This is a genomic window from Agrobacterium sp. YIC 4121 (assembly GCF_002008205.1).
Taxonomy (GTDB): Bacteria; Pseudomonadota; Alphaproteobacteria; order Rhizobiales; family Rhizobiaceae; genus Agrobacterium; species Agrobacterium leguminum.
This window is the reverse complement of record NZ_MRDI01000006.1, coordinates 186,837-200,918: the sequence shown is the minus strand read 5'-3', so window position 1 is coordinate 200,918 and position 14,082 is coordinate 186,837. Positions and strand designations below refer to the sequence as shown.

General features: G+C 59.7%; 13 protein-coding genes and 2 riboswitches. Of the genes, 3 read left to right on the top strand and 10 right to left on the bottom strand.

What is annotated here, in order from left to right; translation table 11 throughout:
- Positions 1 to 135 precede the first annotated feature (135 nt).
- From BTE54_RS10090 to BTE54_RS10065, 6 genes are all read right to left on the bottom strand, one after another.
- The gene (locus BTE54_RS10090; RefSeq protein WP_078052339.1) at positions 136 to 852 is read right to left on the bottom strand and encodes an ATP-binding cassette domain-containing protein; all 717 of its coding nucleotides are present in this window, start codon (positions 850 to 852) and stop codon (positions 136 to 138) included.
- Positions 849 to 2,474, bottom strand: a complete 1,626-nt coding sequence (gene thiP / locus BTE54_RS10085) for a thiamine/thiamine pyrophosphate ABC transporter permease ThiP (RefSeq protein ID WP_078052338.1) — start codon at positions 2,472 to 2,474, stop codon at positions 849 to 851. Before thiP ends, BTE54_RS10090 begins: the two co-directional genes overlap by 4 nt.
- 19 nt (positions 2,475 to 2,493) lie before the next feature.
- Entirely contained in the window at positions 2,494 to 3,507 is a 1,014-nt protein-coding gene (gene thiB / locus BTE54_RS10080; RefSeq protein WP_078052337.1) for a thiamine ABC transporter substrate binding subunit, read from the bottom strand.
- Positions 3,508 to 3,546: 39 nt separating this feature from the next.
- Positions 3,547 to 3,657, bottom strand: a riboswitch (TPP riboswitch).
- A gap of 51 nt (positions 3,658 to 3,708) precedes the next feature.
- Positions 3,709 to 4,095 carry a VOC family protein gene (locus BTE54_RS10075; protein ID WP_078052336.1) on the bottom strand — a complete coding sequence of 129 codons (387 nt, stop codon included), beginning with the start codon at positions 4,093 to 4,095 and terminating at the stop codon, positions 3,709 to 3,711.
- 98 nt (positions 4,096 to 4,193) lie between these two features.
- On the bottom strand, positions 4,194 to 6,020 hold the full coding sequence (locus tag BTE54_RS10070; RefSeq protein ID WP_078052335.1) for an ABC-F family ATP-binding cassette domain-containing protein: 1,827 nt from the start codon (positions 6,018 to 6,020) through the stop codon (positions 4,194 to 4,196).
- 4 nt (positions 6,021 to 6,024) lie between these two features.
- Positions 6,025 to 6,678: a thiamine diphosphokinase gene (locus BTE54_RS10065; RefSeq protein ID WP_020811008.1), complete on the bottom strand. Its 654-nt coding sequence runs from the start codon at positions 6,676 to 6,678 to the stop codon at positions 6,025 to 6,027.
- Positions 6,679 to 6,767: 89 nt separating this feature from the next.
- Positions 6,768 to 6,844, top strand: a riboswitch (SAM riboswitch).
- An 83-nt stretch (positions 6,845 to 6,927) separates the two neighbouring features.
- Between BTE54_RS10065 and metA the strand changes: the two genes are divergently transcribed.
- Together metA and BTE54_RS10055 are read left to right on the top strand one after the other, a co-directional pair.
- Positions 6,928 to 7,854 (top strand): homoserine O-succinyltransferase, encoded by a 927-nt coding sequence (gene metA / locus BTE54_RS10060; RefSeq protein WP_078052334.1) that lies wholly within the window; start codon positions 6,928 to 6,930, stop codon positions 7,852 to 7,854.
- A gap of 72 nt (positions 7,855 to 7,926) precedes the next feature.
- Positions 7,927 to 8,946: an aldose epimerase family protein gene (locus tag BTE54_RS10055; protein ID WP_078052333.1), complete on the top strand. Its 1,020-nt coding sequence runs from the start codon at positions 7,927 to 7,929 to the stop codon at positions 8,944 to 8,946.
- Positions 8,947 to 8,961: 15 nt separating this feature from the next.
- On the opposite strand, the gene mtgA is transcribed toward BTE54_RS10055, so the two are convergent.
- On the bottom strand, positions 8,962 to 9,708 hold the full coding sequence (gene mtgA, locus BTE54_RS10050) for a monofunctional biosynthetic peptidoglycan transglycosylase (protein ID WP_078052332.1): 747 nt from the start codon (positions 9,706 to 9,708) through the stop codon (positions 8,962 to 8,964).
- Between the two features lie 137 nt (positions 9,709 to 9,845).
- On the opposite strand from mtgA, the gene BTE54_RS10045 reads away from it, so the two are divergent.
- Positions 9,846 to 10,760 carry a polyprenyl synthetase family protein gene (locus tag BTE54_RS10045; RefSeq protein WP_078052453.1) on the top strand — a complete coding sequence of 305 codons (915 nt, stop codon included), beginning with the start codon at positions 9,846 to 9,848 and terminating at the stop codon, positions 10,758 to 10,760.
- 30 nt (positions 10,761 to 10,790) lie between these two features.
- Here the strand turns inward: BTE54_RS10045 and BTE54_RS10040 are convergent, their stop codons facing one another.
- From BTE54_RS10040 to BTE54_RS10030, 3 genes are all read right to left on the bottom strand, one after another.
- Positions 10,791 to 11,453, bottom strand: coding sequence for an OmpA family protein (locus tag BTE54_RS10040; RefSeq protein WP_003520323.1), 663 nt, complete (start codon positions 11,451 to 11,453; stop codon positions 10,791 to 10,793).
- Positions 11,454 to 11,519: 66 nt separating this feature from the next.
- Positions 11,520 to 12,770 (bottom strand): flavodoxin-dependent (E)-4-hydroxy-3-methylbut-2-enyl-diphosphate synthase, encoded by a 1,251-nt coding sequence (gene ispG / locus BTE54_RS10035; protein ID WP_078052331.1) that lies wholly within the window; start codon positions 12,768 to 12,770, stop codon positions 11,520 to 11,522.
- Between the two features lie 120 nt (positions 12,771 to 12,890).
- Positions 12,891 to 14,081: an MFS transporter gene (locus BTE54_RS10030; RefSeq protein ID WP_078052330.1), complete on the bottom strand. Its 1,191-nt coding sequence runs from the start codon at positions 14,079 to 14,081 to the stop codon at positions 12,891 to 12,893.
- Position 14,082: the final 1 nt, after the last annotated feature.

Below are 14,082 nucleotides of genomic sequence, written 5' to 3'. Positions count from 1 at the left end.
AAGTCCGGATTATTCCTGAAGAACGCAATAATTCCCATCTTTTCTCGGGCAACAACTTGAAACTGGCAAGTGCAAATTAGCGCCATTGAAGTCATCTAAAGCGATTGCCAGCGGCACACGTCGAAAATAAGGCGATCACCCGTTCAGAAAACTGTCCACCGCCTTCACATTTTGTGTGGCGAAGAAATCTGCGGTCGAGCCGACATAGACAACCCGGCCGCGATCAAGAAAAACCACCTTCTGCGCCAGCTTCTTTATGTCTTCGGGATGGTGGGTGACAATAATCACCGTGTTTTTTGTTTCTCCATGCAAGTCGAGAAGCAGCGACGTCATACCCGCCCGCAGTCCGGGATCGAGTGCCGCAAAAGGCTCGTCGAGCAGCATGACCGGTTTTTTCCTGACCAGCGCACGCGCCAGCGCCGCTCTCTGCCTTTCTCCGCCGGAAAGCGTGCCCGGCAAACGTTTGTCGAAACCCGCCAGACCGACACGTGCAAGCGCCATCTCAATCCGTTCCCGGTCTTCCACCCGCAATTTCAGCCCGGGGCTGACACCGAGAGCGACATTGGTGAAGATATCGAGATGCGCAAACAGATTATTATCCTGAAAGATCGATGAGACTGGTCTTTCCGAAGGATCGAGCGCCGTCATGTCCTGCCCGCCGATCATCACGCGGCCGGAATCCGGCGCCTCGAAACCGGCGACGAGGTTGAGAAGCGTCGACTTGCCCGAACCGGACGCGCCGACGACGGCAATTATCCGGCTCTGCGGGAATGTGCAATCGAGGTCGAAATCCTGTGTTCCAAGCCGCAGCCTGACCTTGTCCAGTTCAACGGCAAAATCATCGCCTGTCATATGCTCGCCCTTGCTGATTGGGATTGCCGTGCGACACCGCCTGCGGCAAGCAGCAGGCAGATGATACCGAGAAGGAAGGCATAACCGGCGGCGTCATTGGTACGATAGCTGCCCATATTGCTGTAAACCAGCCATGGCAGGGTGACGAAACTTTCCGACCCGAACAGGGCAACCGCGCCTAAATCGCCGAGAGACAGGGCCATGGCGAAGGAAAACGCCATGGCCAGCGGCCGCCACAGAACCGGAAGATCGGCGAACCGCAGCCGCGTCAGGCCCTGAAGCCCGAGACTGGCGGAAAGTCGGCCGGTGCGCAAAAAATGACTGGTACAGGCCGGCTCCAGCACGCGCATGGCAAGCGGCAAAGCCATCAGCATATTGATGAGCGCCACGAGGACCGGCGCATAGAAGCTGACATCGCCGAAAACCCGCAATAACAGGAACCACCCGCTTCCCAATACGACAGGCGGCACCAAAAGCACCAGCGAAGACCCTTCCCCCAGCATGGCGGAGAGGAAGCGCAGGGGTTGCCCTGCCTGCCGTCTGGAGCCTATCGCCTGGCGTGCGCCGATGATCGCCATGCAGCAAAGCACGACAAGGGCTGCGGAGAGTGCGGCGATTGCAAGACTGGTCACCGCCGCGCGCAGGAAAATCGGCGCGGACAGAAGACGCGGCAGATCGGCCCTCAAACCCGAGACTGCTATGGCGACAAGCGGCAGGCCGATCAGCAGAACAGCGAACATGATTGCCGCGCCATCCCAGAGGCGGGCACCGATGCCCTTTCCGTCGAAACGGCGAAGGGAACGACCAAGCGAGGGAATTTCCGCTTCGGGCGACGGCAAAAAGGCAAGAAGGCCGAGCAGGATTGCGGTGAGGGCAATCTGCAAAACAGAAAGCGCAATTGCCCGCTGCGGATCGAAATCGAACCGCAGCGCCTGATAGATTGCCACCTCCAGCGTCGTTGCCGCGGGCCCGCCGCCCAACAGAAGAACGAGCGTGAAGCTGGTGGCGCACAGCATGAAGACAAGCCCCGCAATGCCGGGAACGAGACGCGCGACCGCCGGCCATTCGATAAAACGGAAAATCGAAACCGGCCCCATGCCGAGGCTCGCCGCCATGCGCCAATATTCGCCCGGAATGCGCTCCAGCCCGGCCAGCATCAGCCGCACCGAAAGCGGAAGATTGAAAAACACATGGGCAATGAGGATGCCGGACAGGCCGTAAATGCTGAAAGGTTCATCCGCCCCGGCAAAAACAAGTGCCGAATTCAAAACGCCCTGCCTGCCCCAGATGGTGATGATACCGAAGGCGCCAACGATCACCGGCAGACCCATCGGCACCGCCATCAGCCTGATGATCCAGATCCTTCCCGGAAACGCGCGCCGACGGCAGAGCGCCAGCGCCACCGGCAGGCCGAGAACAATGGAAAGAAGGGTGGAAAGCGTTGCCTGATAAAGCGTGAAACGCAGGATGCGCAGCGTATAGGCATCCATGATGCCGGCAGCGGACGCGCCGGCATCAAAAGACAGGAGAGCTGCAACCGCGAGCGCCATGAACAGGAAAACGGCGGCAAAAGCCGCCGTTCCGAAAATGATCGACCGCCGGTAATCGCGACGCAGCATCATGCGCTGGTGTGCCTCTTCCTCAATTCATGCTCATGGCGGCAAGCCATTCATCGATCCATGCCTTGCGGTTCTTCGCCACCTCTTCCGGATCCATCAGAAAAGTCTTCTGCGGCACCACGAGTTTTGAAAACGCCTCCGGCAAGGGCTTCGAGGTTGCCGCAACCGGCATCATCCAGTTGTTTTCCGGAATGGCATCCTGAAAACCGGATGTCAGCGTGAAAGCCAGGAACTGCTTTGCCAGTTCCTTGTGCGGCGCGTTTTTGAGGAGACCGGAAACCTCGATCTGGATGTAATGCCCTTCGGAAAAGGCGGCGGCCTGATAACGATCCGTTTTTTCAGCGACCATGTGATAGGCGGGCGAGGTGGTGTAGGAGAGCACCATCGGCACCTCGCCCTTGGTGAAGAGGCCATAGGATTCCGACCAGCCCGGCGTAACGGTGAGAATGCGCTTCCTGAGCTTTTCCCAGGCCTCCGGGGCCTTGTCGCCGTAGATCGATTTCACCCATAGCAGCAGGCCAAGCCCCGGCGTGGAGGTACGCGGATCCTGAATGACGATTTTCTGCGAGGGGTCGCCTTCCACGAGGTCTTTCAGGCTCGTCGGCGGGCTTTTCACCGTCTGCGTATCATAAATGATAGCGAAATGACCGTAATCATAGGGAATGAAAACATCGTCCGTGTAGCCGCCCGGCACCTTGGCCGCCGATGCATCGATGCCGCCGACATCGAACAAACCGGTCTGTTTTGCTTCCGCGACAAGATTGGTGTCGAGGCCAAGCACGACGTCCGCCTTGGACCCCGCCCCTTCAAGCTTCAGACGATTGAGCAGCGCCACGCCATCGGCCACGCCGACGAAATTGACCGTGCAATTACAAACCTTCTCGAAGGCCTCCTTTACCTTGGGACCGGGACCCCATTCGGAAACGAAGCTTTCATAGGTGTAGACGGTCAGTTCCTGTCTATCCTGTGCAACGGCAAGGCCGGGCAGAAACAGCGAGGCGGCAACGAGGGTATTCAGGAAAAGACGACGGCGCACGGGTATCTCCTCAAAAAAACGATAGGGAAATAGCCGCCTGCGTTAAAGCCGTCTAATCCCTCCGCCGGTATGAACCGGATCAGGTTCTTCGGGTTGGCAAGCCTCTCAGCCTTTCGCACCCAAGCGCAAAAGACACCCCGTTAGATCAAGATGATGGTGTAGTCCCGCCGTCCCCGATTGGCAAGATGGCCGAGATCAGCCCTATTCCGTCATATGCACCAGTTCCCAGACGTGCCCGTCGGGATCCTGAAAGCTGCCGGCATACATGAAGCCATGGTCCTGAACAGGCTTCCAGCCGCTGCCGCCGGAGGCAAGCGCCGTGGCGATCATCCGGTCGATTTCTTCCCTGCTTCCGGCGGAAAGACAGGTCAGAACCTCGGTGGTTCGCGTCGCGTCGGCAATATCGCCGTTGATGAAATCGCGGAAACGTCCCTCCTGGAGAAGCATCACGAAGATATTCTCTTCCACGATCATGCAGAGCGTGCGGTCATCCGAATATTCCGGGTTGAAGCTGAAACCGAGAGCAGTGAAGAAGTTTCTTGATGTCTCGATATTCTTGACCGGCAGATTGAGGAAAATCATGCGCATTTTCACAACTCCTCCAAACGAACGCCGGCATAGAACGGCAATTCTGCTTTTCTGTCAAAGGCCGAAGGAGGACCGGTCAAACGGGGAACTGATTGCCTTCAGCCCTCCAGTTCCTCGCGCAGCATTTCCAGTTCCAGCCATTCTTCTTCCATGGCCTCCAGCTTGTCGCGCAGCTTCGACATTTCCTGCGCCAGCGTGTTGAAGGCCGCCGGGTCCTTTGTGAAAAGTTCCGGATCGGCCATACGCTGCTCGCGTTTTGCGATTTCGCTTTGCGCCTTTTCCATCTCCTTCGGAAGGTTTTCGAGCGCGAATTTCTGCTTGAAGGAAAGCTTGCCCTTGGCCTTTGAAGGATCCTGCGATGCAGAGGCCGAAGGTGCGGCTTTCGCCTTTTCCTGTTTCTCAGCCTTGCGTTTTTCTTCCGCCGCACCCTTGCGCTGCGCCATCATGTCCGAATAGCCACCGGCATATTCGATCCATCGTCCGTCCGGTTCGTCCGGATTGACGGGCGCGATGGTGGAGGTGACGGTGCGGTCGAGGAAATCGCGGTCGTGGCTGACGAGGATAACGGTGCCGGAAAAGCCCGCAACGATTTCCTGCAGCAGATCGAGCGTTTCGATATCCAGATCGTTGGTCGGCTCGTCGAGGATCAGAAGATTGGTCGGCCGCGCCAGAATGCGTGCCAGAATAAGGCGCGCGCGCTCGCCCCCGGAAAGGTTGCGGATCGGCGTGCGGGCCTGTTCCGGCTGGAACAGAAAGTCTTTCATATAGCCCGTCACATGCTTCAGTTCGCCGTTGACCAGCAGATTTTCACCGCGGCCATCGGTCAGATAATGCGCGAGCGTATCGTTGGGATTGAGATCCTCGCGCTTCTGGTCGAGCGTCGCAATCGCCAGATTGGTGCCGAGCTTCACCGTGCCGCTATCGGGCTGCAGCTGGCCGGTGAGCATCTTCAGAAGCGTGGTTTTACCGGCGCCATTCGGGCCAACGAAACCGATGCAATCGCCGCGATGGACGCGCAGCGAAAACGGCGCGACGATCACGCGCTCGCCATAAGCCTTGGTGATGGCCTCGGCTTCGATAACGAGCTTGCCGGATTCACGCCCTTCGGTAACGGTCGCCTGCACCGTGCCCTGCGGCCCCTTGTGGCCGCGATATTCCGCACGCATGGCCTGAAGCTCGCCGACGCGGCGCATGTTGCGCTTGCGCCTTGCGGTCACGCCATAACGCATCCAGTGTTCTTCACGCTCGATGGCCTTGCCGAGCTTGTGCTGTTCCAGTTCTTCCTCTTCCAGCACCTTGTCGCGCCATTCCTCGAAATGGGCAAAACCGCGATTGAGACGACGGGACTGGCCACGATCCAGCCAGACGGTCGAGGTCGAGACCTTTTCGAGAAAACGCCGGTCATGCGAAATCAGCACCAGCGCGCTGCGCGTCTGCTGCAGCTCGCTTTCAAGCCATTCGATGGTAGGCAGATCGAGATGGTTGGTCGGTTCGTCCAGCATCAGGATATCGGGCTCAGGCGCCATGACGCGGGCAAGGGCCGCACGTCGCGCTTCACCGCCGGAAAGGCTCGCCGGATGTTCCTGCCCGGTGAGGCCGAGATGCTCAAGAAGATAGGTGACGCGATAGGGATCGTCACCGGGGCCGAGCCCCGCTTCGGCATAGGCCTGAACCGTGTCGTAACCGGCAAAATCCGGAGCCTGCTCCAGATAACGGATGGTGGCGGCCGGATGCCGGAAAACCTCGCCCGACTGCGCCTCGACCAGACCCGCGGCGATCTTCATCAGGGTGGACTTGCCGGAACCGTTGCGTCCGACGAGGCAGATGCGGTCGCCCGGTTCCACCTGGAGATTGGCGCCATCGAGCAGCGGGGTCACGCCGAAGGTCAGCTTGATGTCATCGAGTTTCAAAATTGGGGGTGCCAAGGCGTCAGGCTCCGGTCAGATCATAAGGGCGGGCGAGCACGATGGCTTTTCCGCTTTTCAGCGAGAAATGCACGGGGCCGCCATTCGCGACATTGGAAATAGTGCGGGACGAACCGAAAGCAAGCGCGAAATCCTTCAGCGGATAACGCACATTGCCGATATCGAGCCCCTCAAGGGCGGTAAATCCGGCAACCGAAAACAGCGAGGCGGGCGGCAAATCGATATCCAGCGAACCGGCAAGCAGCGGCCGCGCCTCTTCTTCACCGGAGGTCAGCGTAACGTCGATACCACGTTCGGCAAGCGCCACCGCGTAAAGGAGGTGCTGAAGCGCATGGTCGCTTCTCGCGCCTCCAAGCGCACCGACAAGCACCAGCGAATGCGCGCCACGGGAGAGAGCTTCCGATACCGCGATCTCGCCATCCGTCACCGCCTTTGCGGCCGGGTATGGCTGCCGCGCTACATCGGGCCAGGCCTCCAGCAACTCTTTGCTGGCGGAATCGAAATCCCCGACCCACAACTCCGGCGCAAGGCCAAGCGGCCCGGCATGGCGCATGCCGCCGTCGGCCGCAATCACACGGCTATCCGCGACCGCCTCTTGCAGACGATCGGTCACCGTGACATCGCCGCCAAGCAGAATGGTGAAGCGCTCTTTATTCATGCCCTGCCTTATCGCACCTCGGCCAAAAATGGAAAGCAGAAACCCGATGAAATCGGCCTATATTGATTTTCGCCGGCTTCGGGATTATGAAACGCCTCAGTGGTGATTTGCCGACCGGCTTGCAGCCACTTTAAAGAAGTCGCTAAAGGGTCGAGGAAAAAGGCAATTTCCTGGGACCGGTCGCGATTTCGCTGCCGGTTTTTTTGTTTTCGCAACGTTCTTTACGTGATCCGGAAAAGAGAGTTCGACATGCCGATCAAGATTCCCGATACGCTTCCCGCTTTTGAGACCCTCGTTCATGAGGGAGTGCGGGTCATGACCGAAACGGCGGCCATCCGGCAGGATATCCGCCCGCTCCAGATCGGGCTTCTCAACCTCATGCCGAACAAGATCAAGACGGAAATCCAGATGGCGCGCCTCGTCGGCGCCTCGCCGCTGCAGGTGGAGCTGTCGCTGGTGCGGATCGGCGGCCATCGTGCCAAGAACACGCCGGAAGAACATCTTCTGTCCTTCTACGAGACGTGGGAGGAAGTGCGCCACCGCAAGTTCGACGGCTTCATCATTACCGGCGCGCCCGTGGAGACGCTGGCCTATGAAGACGTGACCTACTGGAACGAAATGCGACAAATTTTCGAATGGACGCAGACCAACGTTCATTCGACGCTGAATGTCTGCTGGGGCGCGATGGCCGCCATCTATCATTTCCATGGCGTGCCGAAGCACGAGTTGAAGGAAAAGGCTTTCGGGGTCTATCGTCACCGCAATCTCTGCCCCTCATCGATCTATCTGAACGGCTTTTCGGACGATTTCCAGGTCCCGGTCTCGCGCTGGACGGAAGTACGCCGCGCCGATATCGAAAAACATCCGAAACTCGAAATCCTGATGGAATCCGAGGAAATGGGCGTTTGTCTGGTGCATGAGAAAGAGGGCAACCGGCTCTATATGTTCAACCATGTCGAATATGATTCGACATCACTTTCGGACGAGTATTTCCGTGACGCGAATGCCGGCGTCCCCATCAAGCTTCCGCATGATTATTTTCCACACAACGACCCGGCGCTTGCCCCGCTCAACCGCTGGCGCAGCCATGCCCATCTGTTTTTCGGCAACTGGATCAACGAGATATACCAGACGACACCCTATGATCTCGAATCCATTGGCAAACTCGCCGCGTAAATTGCGGATTGCGAATTGCCGGGAAATGACGCAACGTCCGCCCGGCAATTCGCAACATCAGGGAGAATGACGATGAGCGACGCGGCGGCGCGGGAGAATTTCGGTTTCACGGCGACCGGCGAAAAAGTCGAACGCGTCACCATCTCGAAAGGCGGTTTGACGGCCAAGGTCATCACGTGGGGCGCCGTCATTCAGGATCTGCGCCTCGAGGGCCACCAGCCGCCGCTCGTTCTCGGCTTCGACAAGTTCGAGGACTACAAATATTCCTCCTATTTCGGCGCCACGCCCGGCCGCAATGCCAACCGCATCGGCGACGGCAAATTCTCCATCGACGGGCACGACTACGAGCTGGAGCTCAATGAAAAGGGCGTAACCCACCTGCATGGCGGCAGCGACGGCATGGGCAAGCGCAACTGGATGCTGATGGAACATGGCGAAAGCCACGCGGTTCTACAGATCATCGATCCCGATGGCCGCGCTGGTTATCCCGGCAATTGCACGGTCACGGCCACCTATACGATCCTCGACGGCGGCGTGCTTTCGGTGGTCTATGAAACGGTAACCGACAAGCCGACCATCGCCAATGTCTGCCAGCATTCCTATTTCAATCTCGATGGCGCAGACACCGCCCTTGGGCATGAGATCAGCATCGCGGCTGATTTTTACCTGCCCACCAATGACAAGCAGATACCGACGGGCGAAATCCGCTCCGTCGAAGGCACCGTCTTCGACCTGCGCCACCCGACACCGATGCGGCGCAAGGAGAATGGCGAGCAGGTTCTCTACGACCACAATTTCTGCCTGTCGCCCGAGCGCCGCGCAAAACGCAAGGTCGCCCGCGCCTATTCGCCGGCCTCCGATATCGCCCTTGAGGTTCACACGACCGAGCCCGGTGTGCAGTTTTATTCGGCCTTCAAACTGGACGTTCCGGTTCCCGGCCTCGATGGCCGTCACTACGGCCCCTTTGCCGGTTTCTGCCTGGAAACGCAGATTTGGCCGGACGCCGTTAACCACCCGGATTTTCCGCACGCCGTCCTGCGGCCGGGTGAAACCCTGCGTCAGGAAACCGACTATATTTTCAAGAAAGGCTGACGCGACGCGCCGGGGTCAATCCAGCACGCAGCCGACATAGCCACCGGAGGCACGCGCGCGCCGTTCGATAAGGCCGGCAAGCCGTTGCAGCCCGCGTCCCGGCTTGCTGGCGACGCGGTCTATGGGATTAGGCAGCGAAACCGCCAGCAGCGCCGCCTGACGGGAGCTCAGTTTTGCGGCCGGCACCTTGAAATGGTGCTGGGCGGCAGCCTCGATTCCATAAATGCCCGGTCCCCATTCGGCAACGTTGAGATAAATCTCCATCATCCGTTTTTTCGACCAGACGAAATCGGCAGCAATCGCCAGCGGCAACTCCAGCCCTTTGCGCAGGAAGGAGCGGCCGTTCCATAAAAACAGGTTCTTGGCCGTCTGCATCGGAATGGTGCTTGCGCCACGGGTGGACGCCCCGTCGAGCGCGTTGCTGACCACGGACTGCATCTGGTTCCAGTCCACGCCGCCATGAAAACAGAATTGCCCGTCCTCGGACATCATTACGGATTGAACAAGGCGCGGCGAAATATCCTCGAGCGGCACCCAGCGCCGGTCATAACCCTGAAAGGTCACCAGATCGGCGAGCATCAGCGTCGAGACCGGCCGGATAAACGGCAGCGCATAAACCGGAATCAGCAGATAGGGCAGGATCAGCAAAGCCAGCAAGGTCATGACGATACGCTTTGCCAACGTGCGAAAATCCACCTTCGGACTGCTCCGGTCTTCCGCCAGCACGGCGTAATCTGCGTCGCTTTCAGGCGTACTGCTCAATATTCGTCAAAGCCCCGCACCAATTGAAGCCTTTCATAGTCCATTGCCGCCTTCAAGGCGAGTCCGCTCAAATAGTTGCACCTCTGGAATCACGAAAAGGTTTGCCTGCATTCGCGCGGCATGCCAAAGAGCGCGGCATGGACGTTGCGATGACAAATTTCGAAACGAAGCTGCGCGAAAACGCGGCAAAAACCGAAGCCCTGCTTGGTCGCCTGCTTTCCGGCGAAGCCCGCGCGGATGAGATCACGCGCCCGCAAAACCTGCTCGACGCCATGCGCCATGGCGTGTTGAACGGCGGTAAGCGCCTGCGACCCTTCCTCGTCATCGAAAGTGCCGCCCTTGCGGGCGGGAATGCCGAAGCCGCCCTTTATGTTGGCGCGGCATTGGAATGCCTCCATTGTTATTCGCTTGTTCATGACGATCTGCCGGCCATGGACGATGACGACCTGCGCCGCGGCCAGCCGACCGTGCATCGCAAATTCGATGAGGCGACAGCAATTCTCGCCGGCGACAGCCTGCTGACGCTTGCCTTCGATATCATCGCATCGGACGAAAATCCGCTTTCGGCCGAGCGCAAGGCCGCGCTCGTACTTTCGCTTGCCCGCGCGGCGGGCATCGGCGGTATGGCCGGCGGCCAGGCGCTCGATCTCGCTGCGGAGAAAAAAGCGCCTGATGAAGCCGGCGTCATTACATTGCAGGCTATGAAAACCGGTGCGCTGCTGCGTTTTGCCTGCGAGGCGGGCGCAATCATCGCCGGCAGCGATATTTCCGAAAGGCAAAGGCTGCGTCTCTTCGGCGAAAAGATCGGCCTCGCCTTCCAGCTTGCCGACGACCTTCTGGATTTGACGGCCGATGCCGCCACCATGGGCAAGGCAACCGGCAAGGACGCCGCGCGCGGCAAGGGAACGCTCGTGGCGCTGCGCGGCGAGGACTGGGCGCGCAACCAGCTGCGGGAGCAAGTGGCGGAAGCCAGCGAACTGCTGGCCCCTTATGGCGAAAAGGCCGCGATTCTCATCGCGGCCGCCAGATTCATCGCTGAACGAAAGAGCTGAGCGGCTTCCGCTCAGCTTTTCATTACCCAATCAGCCCTTGAGTGGCGAAATCAGCACTTCGACGCGACGGTTCTGGGCGCGGCCATCCGGCGTTGCATTCGAAGCGATCGGCTGCGACGGGCCGAAGCCGAGCGTCGAAATACGGCGCTGATCGACGCCGCGCGCGCCGAGATAATTGGCGACCGATGCGGCACGACGCTCCGAAAGGCCCTGATTGTAACCGGCGCTGCCGGTCGAATCGGTATGGCCGTTGATGTCGATGAGCGTGCGGTTGAACTTGTTCAGCACGATGGCGACAGAATCGAGCGTCTGATAGAATGGCGGGATGACCTGATCCTGGTCCGTCGCAAAGGTAATGTTCGACGGCATGTTGAGAACGATGCTGTCGCCACGGCGGGTAACCGAAACGCCCGTCCCCTGAAGCTGGGCGCGAAGCTCGGCTTCCTGGCCATCCATGTAATTGCCGATGGCGCCGCCAGCGAGCGCACCGATGCCCGCACCGATAAGCGCGGCATTACGGCGACCGGTCGGCGAACCGCCGACAGCCAGACCGCCCAGAGCACCGACCACGGCGCCGATGCCGGCGCCGCCGGCCGTGTTCGACATCTTCTGCTCACCCGTATAGGGATCGGTGGTGGTGCAGGCGGAAAGATAGGTCCCGCAAAGGGCGACGATCGCGATTTTTTTGATCATGTGTTTTGATGCTCCGAGAGGTTCAGGAGGTATGACAGTGGAATTCCGGCCTTTTCACGGTACTCTTTACTCCGCCGCATCTTTCCGGCCAAAACGCTTTTCGATGTAATCGATCACAAGCGCTTCAAAATCGGCGGCGATATTGGGACCACGCAGGGTCAACGCCTTTTCACCGTCGATGAAGACGGGCGCTGCGGGGCTTTCGCCGGTTCCGGGCAGGGAAATGCCGATATCGGCATGTTTGCTTTCACCGGGGCCGTTGACGATACAGCCCATGACGGCAACGTTGAGCGCTTCGACACCCGGATATTTCTCACGCCAGATCGGCATGTTCTTGCGAATGTCGTTTTGGATGTTCTGGGCAAGTTCCTGAAAGACGGTGGACGTGGTGCGCCCGCAGCCGGGACATGCCGCAACGACCGGAATGAACTGACGGAAACCCATGACCTGCAGCAGTTCCTGCGCCACCTGCACTTCGCGGGTGCGGTCGCCATTCGGCTCAGGCGTCAGCGAGACGCGGATCGTATCGCCGATGCCGTGTTGCAGCACATAACCCATGGCGGCGGATGAGGCGACGATGCCCTTGGAGCCCATGCCCGCTTCGGTGAGACCGAGATGCAGGGCGTGGTCGGAGCGTTCCGACAGCATGGAATAAACGGCGATCAGGTCCTGCACTTGGCTGACCTTGGCCGACAGGATGATGCGGTTGCGCGGCAGGCCGATCTCTTCGGCAAGCTCGGCGGAAATCAGCGCCGACTGAACAATGGCCTCACGCGTGACCTGACGGGCGGAGAGAGGGAAACCCTGCTCCTTGTTCTTGTCCATCAGCGTCGTCAGAAGTTCCTGATCGAGCGACCCCCAGTTGACGCCGATTCGCACCGGCTTGTCGTAGCGGATCGCCATTTCGACGATCTCGCCGAATTGCTTGTCCTTCTTCTCCTTGAAGCCGACATTGCCCGGATTGATGCGGTATTTCGCCAGCGCTTCGGCGCAGGCCGGATGATCGGCCAGAAGCTTGTGGCCGATATAATGGAAATCGCCGACAAGCGGCACATCAAGCCCAAGCCGCAGCAACCGCTCGCGGATTTTCGGCACGGCGGCCGCACTCTCGTCGCGGTCGACGGTGATGCGCACGATTTCCGAACCGGCCCGGAAGAGCGCCGCCACCTGTTGCACGGTGGCGTCGATATCCGCCGTATCGGTGTTGGTCATCGACTGCACGACGACGGGCGCGCCGCCACCGACGATGACACCGCCCACGTCTACGGCGACGGATGCGCGGCGGGGCTTGGGATCGTAATCGGCATGTGACGTCATGGCGGTCTCTGGAGCTTGCGGCAAGGTCTGGCAATTGAGGTGAAACAGGCAAGCCTGCTTGTCAACACCCAACGCATGAGAGCTTCTACTTTACCGCAATCATGGCAAAATTCGAGACGCCTATTCCTTGCCCGCCCCATCCGCATGGCGGGCGAGCCGCGAAAGCAACAGAACCACCACATGCAAGAGCGGCAGGGCGATGAAGACGCTGGCAAGGCCTGTATGCTCGGCAATAAAGCCGATGGCCGATGGCGCCACCAGAATACCAGAATAGCCCATGGTGGTGACCACCGAGAGACCAATGCCGGGCGCCAGTCCCGGCATGTTGCCGGCGGCGGAAAAGGCAATGGGCACCATGTTGGAAATGCCGACGCCGGCAATCGCGAAGCCGATGATCGCAATAGTGGAATTTCCCGCAAGACCGGCAATGAGAAGACCGATAATCGACATGGCCGAACAGAAGCGCAGGGTCGTCACGGCGCCGAAGCGGTCACGCACCAGATCGCCGGCAAACCGCATGGCCGCCATGGTCAGGGAGAAGGCCGCGAAAGCGAAACCGGACTGCGATACCGAAGCACCGAGTTCATTGCGCAGATAAAGCGCGCCCCAGTCGAGGATAGCGCCTTCAGGAATCATCGAGAACAGCGCCATCAGGCCGATGATCCACGGCAGCGGCGTCAGCGGCAGGCCGCCTTTCGGGCGCTCTTCCTCCGGATGCGGACGATCCGCAAGGACGCGCGGCCACGCGATGACCAGCAGCACGAGCGCGATGACCGTCAGCGCAATGGCATGTCCCTGCACACCGATGGCCGTGATGAGATAACCGCCAAGACCGGCGCCGATCAGGCCGCCAAGGCTCCAGAAGGCGTGGCACGATGACATGATGGCGCGGCGCATATCCCGTTCCACCGCTACCGCATTGGCGTTCATGGCGACATCCATCGCCCCCGTCAGCCCGCCGAACAGAAACACCGCAATCACCCCGGCCCACACCGTGCCCGCCCAGGAAATGAAAAGCAGAGTCGGCAAAAAGATCGCCGCTGTGACGAGACTGACCGTACGCGAACCGAAACGGGCGATCTGCGAACCGGCAATCGGCATGAAAACCAGCGAACCGATACCGAAAACCAGAATGATCAGGCCGAGCGCGCTCTCACTGAGGGACAGGCGCGCCGCAAATTCCGGAATCTTGGGCGCCCATGACCCCATCATGAAACCGTTCATCAAGAACAGCAGGGAAACGCCCAGCCTGTGCCGCGTCAGATAGGACGAGCGTATGCCTGTCGGCGAAAATGTCGTGGGGCCATTCATC

Bases quoted from the DNA above. Each gene is read 5' to 3' on its own strand.
- BTE54_RS10090 (WP_078052339.1), bottom strand. From the start codon at position 852: ATGACAGGCGATGATTTTGCCGTTGAACTGGACAAGGTCAGGCTGCGG.
- thiP (WP_078052338.1), bottom strand. From the start codon at position 2,474: ATGATGCTGCGTCGCGATTACCGGCGGTCGATCATTTTCGGAACGGCG.
- BTE54_RS10075 (WP_078052336.1), bottom strand. From the start codon at position 4,095: ATGCGCATGATTTTCCTCAATCTGCCGGTCAAGAATATCGAGACATCA.
- BTE54_RS10065 (WP_020811008.1), bottom strand. From the start codon at position 6,678: ATGAATAAAGAGCGCTTCACCATTCTGCTTGGCGGCGATGTCACGGTG.
- metA (WP_078052334.1), top strand. From the start codon at position 6,928: ATGCCGATCAAGATTCCCGATACGCTTCCCGCTTTTGAGACCCTCGTT.
- BTE54_RS10055 (WP_078052333.1), top strand. From the start codon at position 7,927: ATGAGCGACGCGGCGGCGCGGGAGAATTTCGGTTTCACGGCGACCGGC.
- BTE54_RS10045 (WP_078052453.1), top strand. From the start codon at position 9,846: ATGGACGTTGCGATGACAAATTTCGAAACGAAGCTGCGCGAAAACGCG.
- BTE54_RS10040 (WP_003520323.1), bottom strand. From the start codon at position 11,453: ATGATCAAAAAAATCGCGATCGTCGCCCTTTGCGGGACCTATCTTTCC.
- ispG (WP_078052331.1), bottom strand. From the start codon at position 12,770: ATGACGTCACATGCCGATTACGATCCCAAGCCCCGCCGCGCATCCGTC.
- BTE54_RS10030 (WP_078052330.1), bottom strand. From the start codon at position 14,081: ATGAATGGCCCCACGACATTTTCGCCGACAGGCATACGCTCGTCCTAT.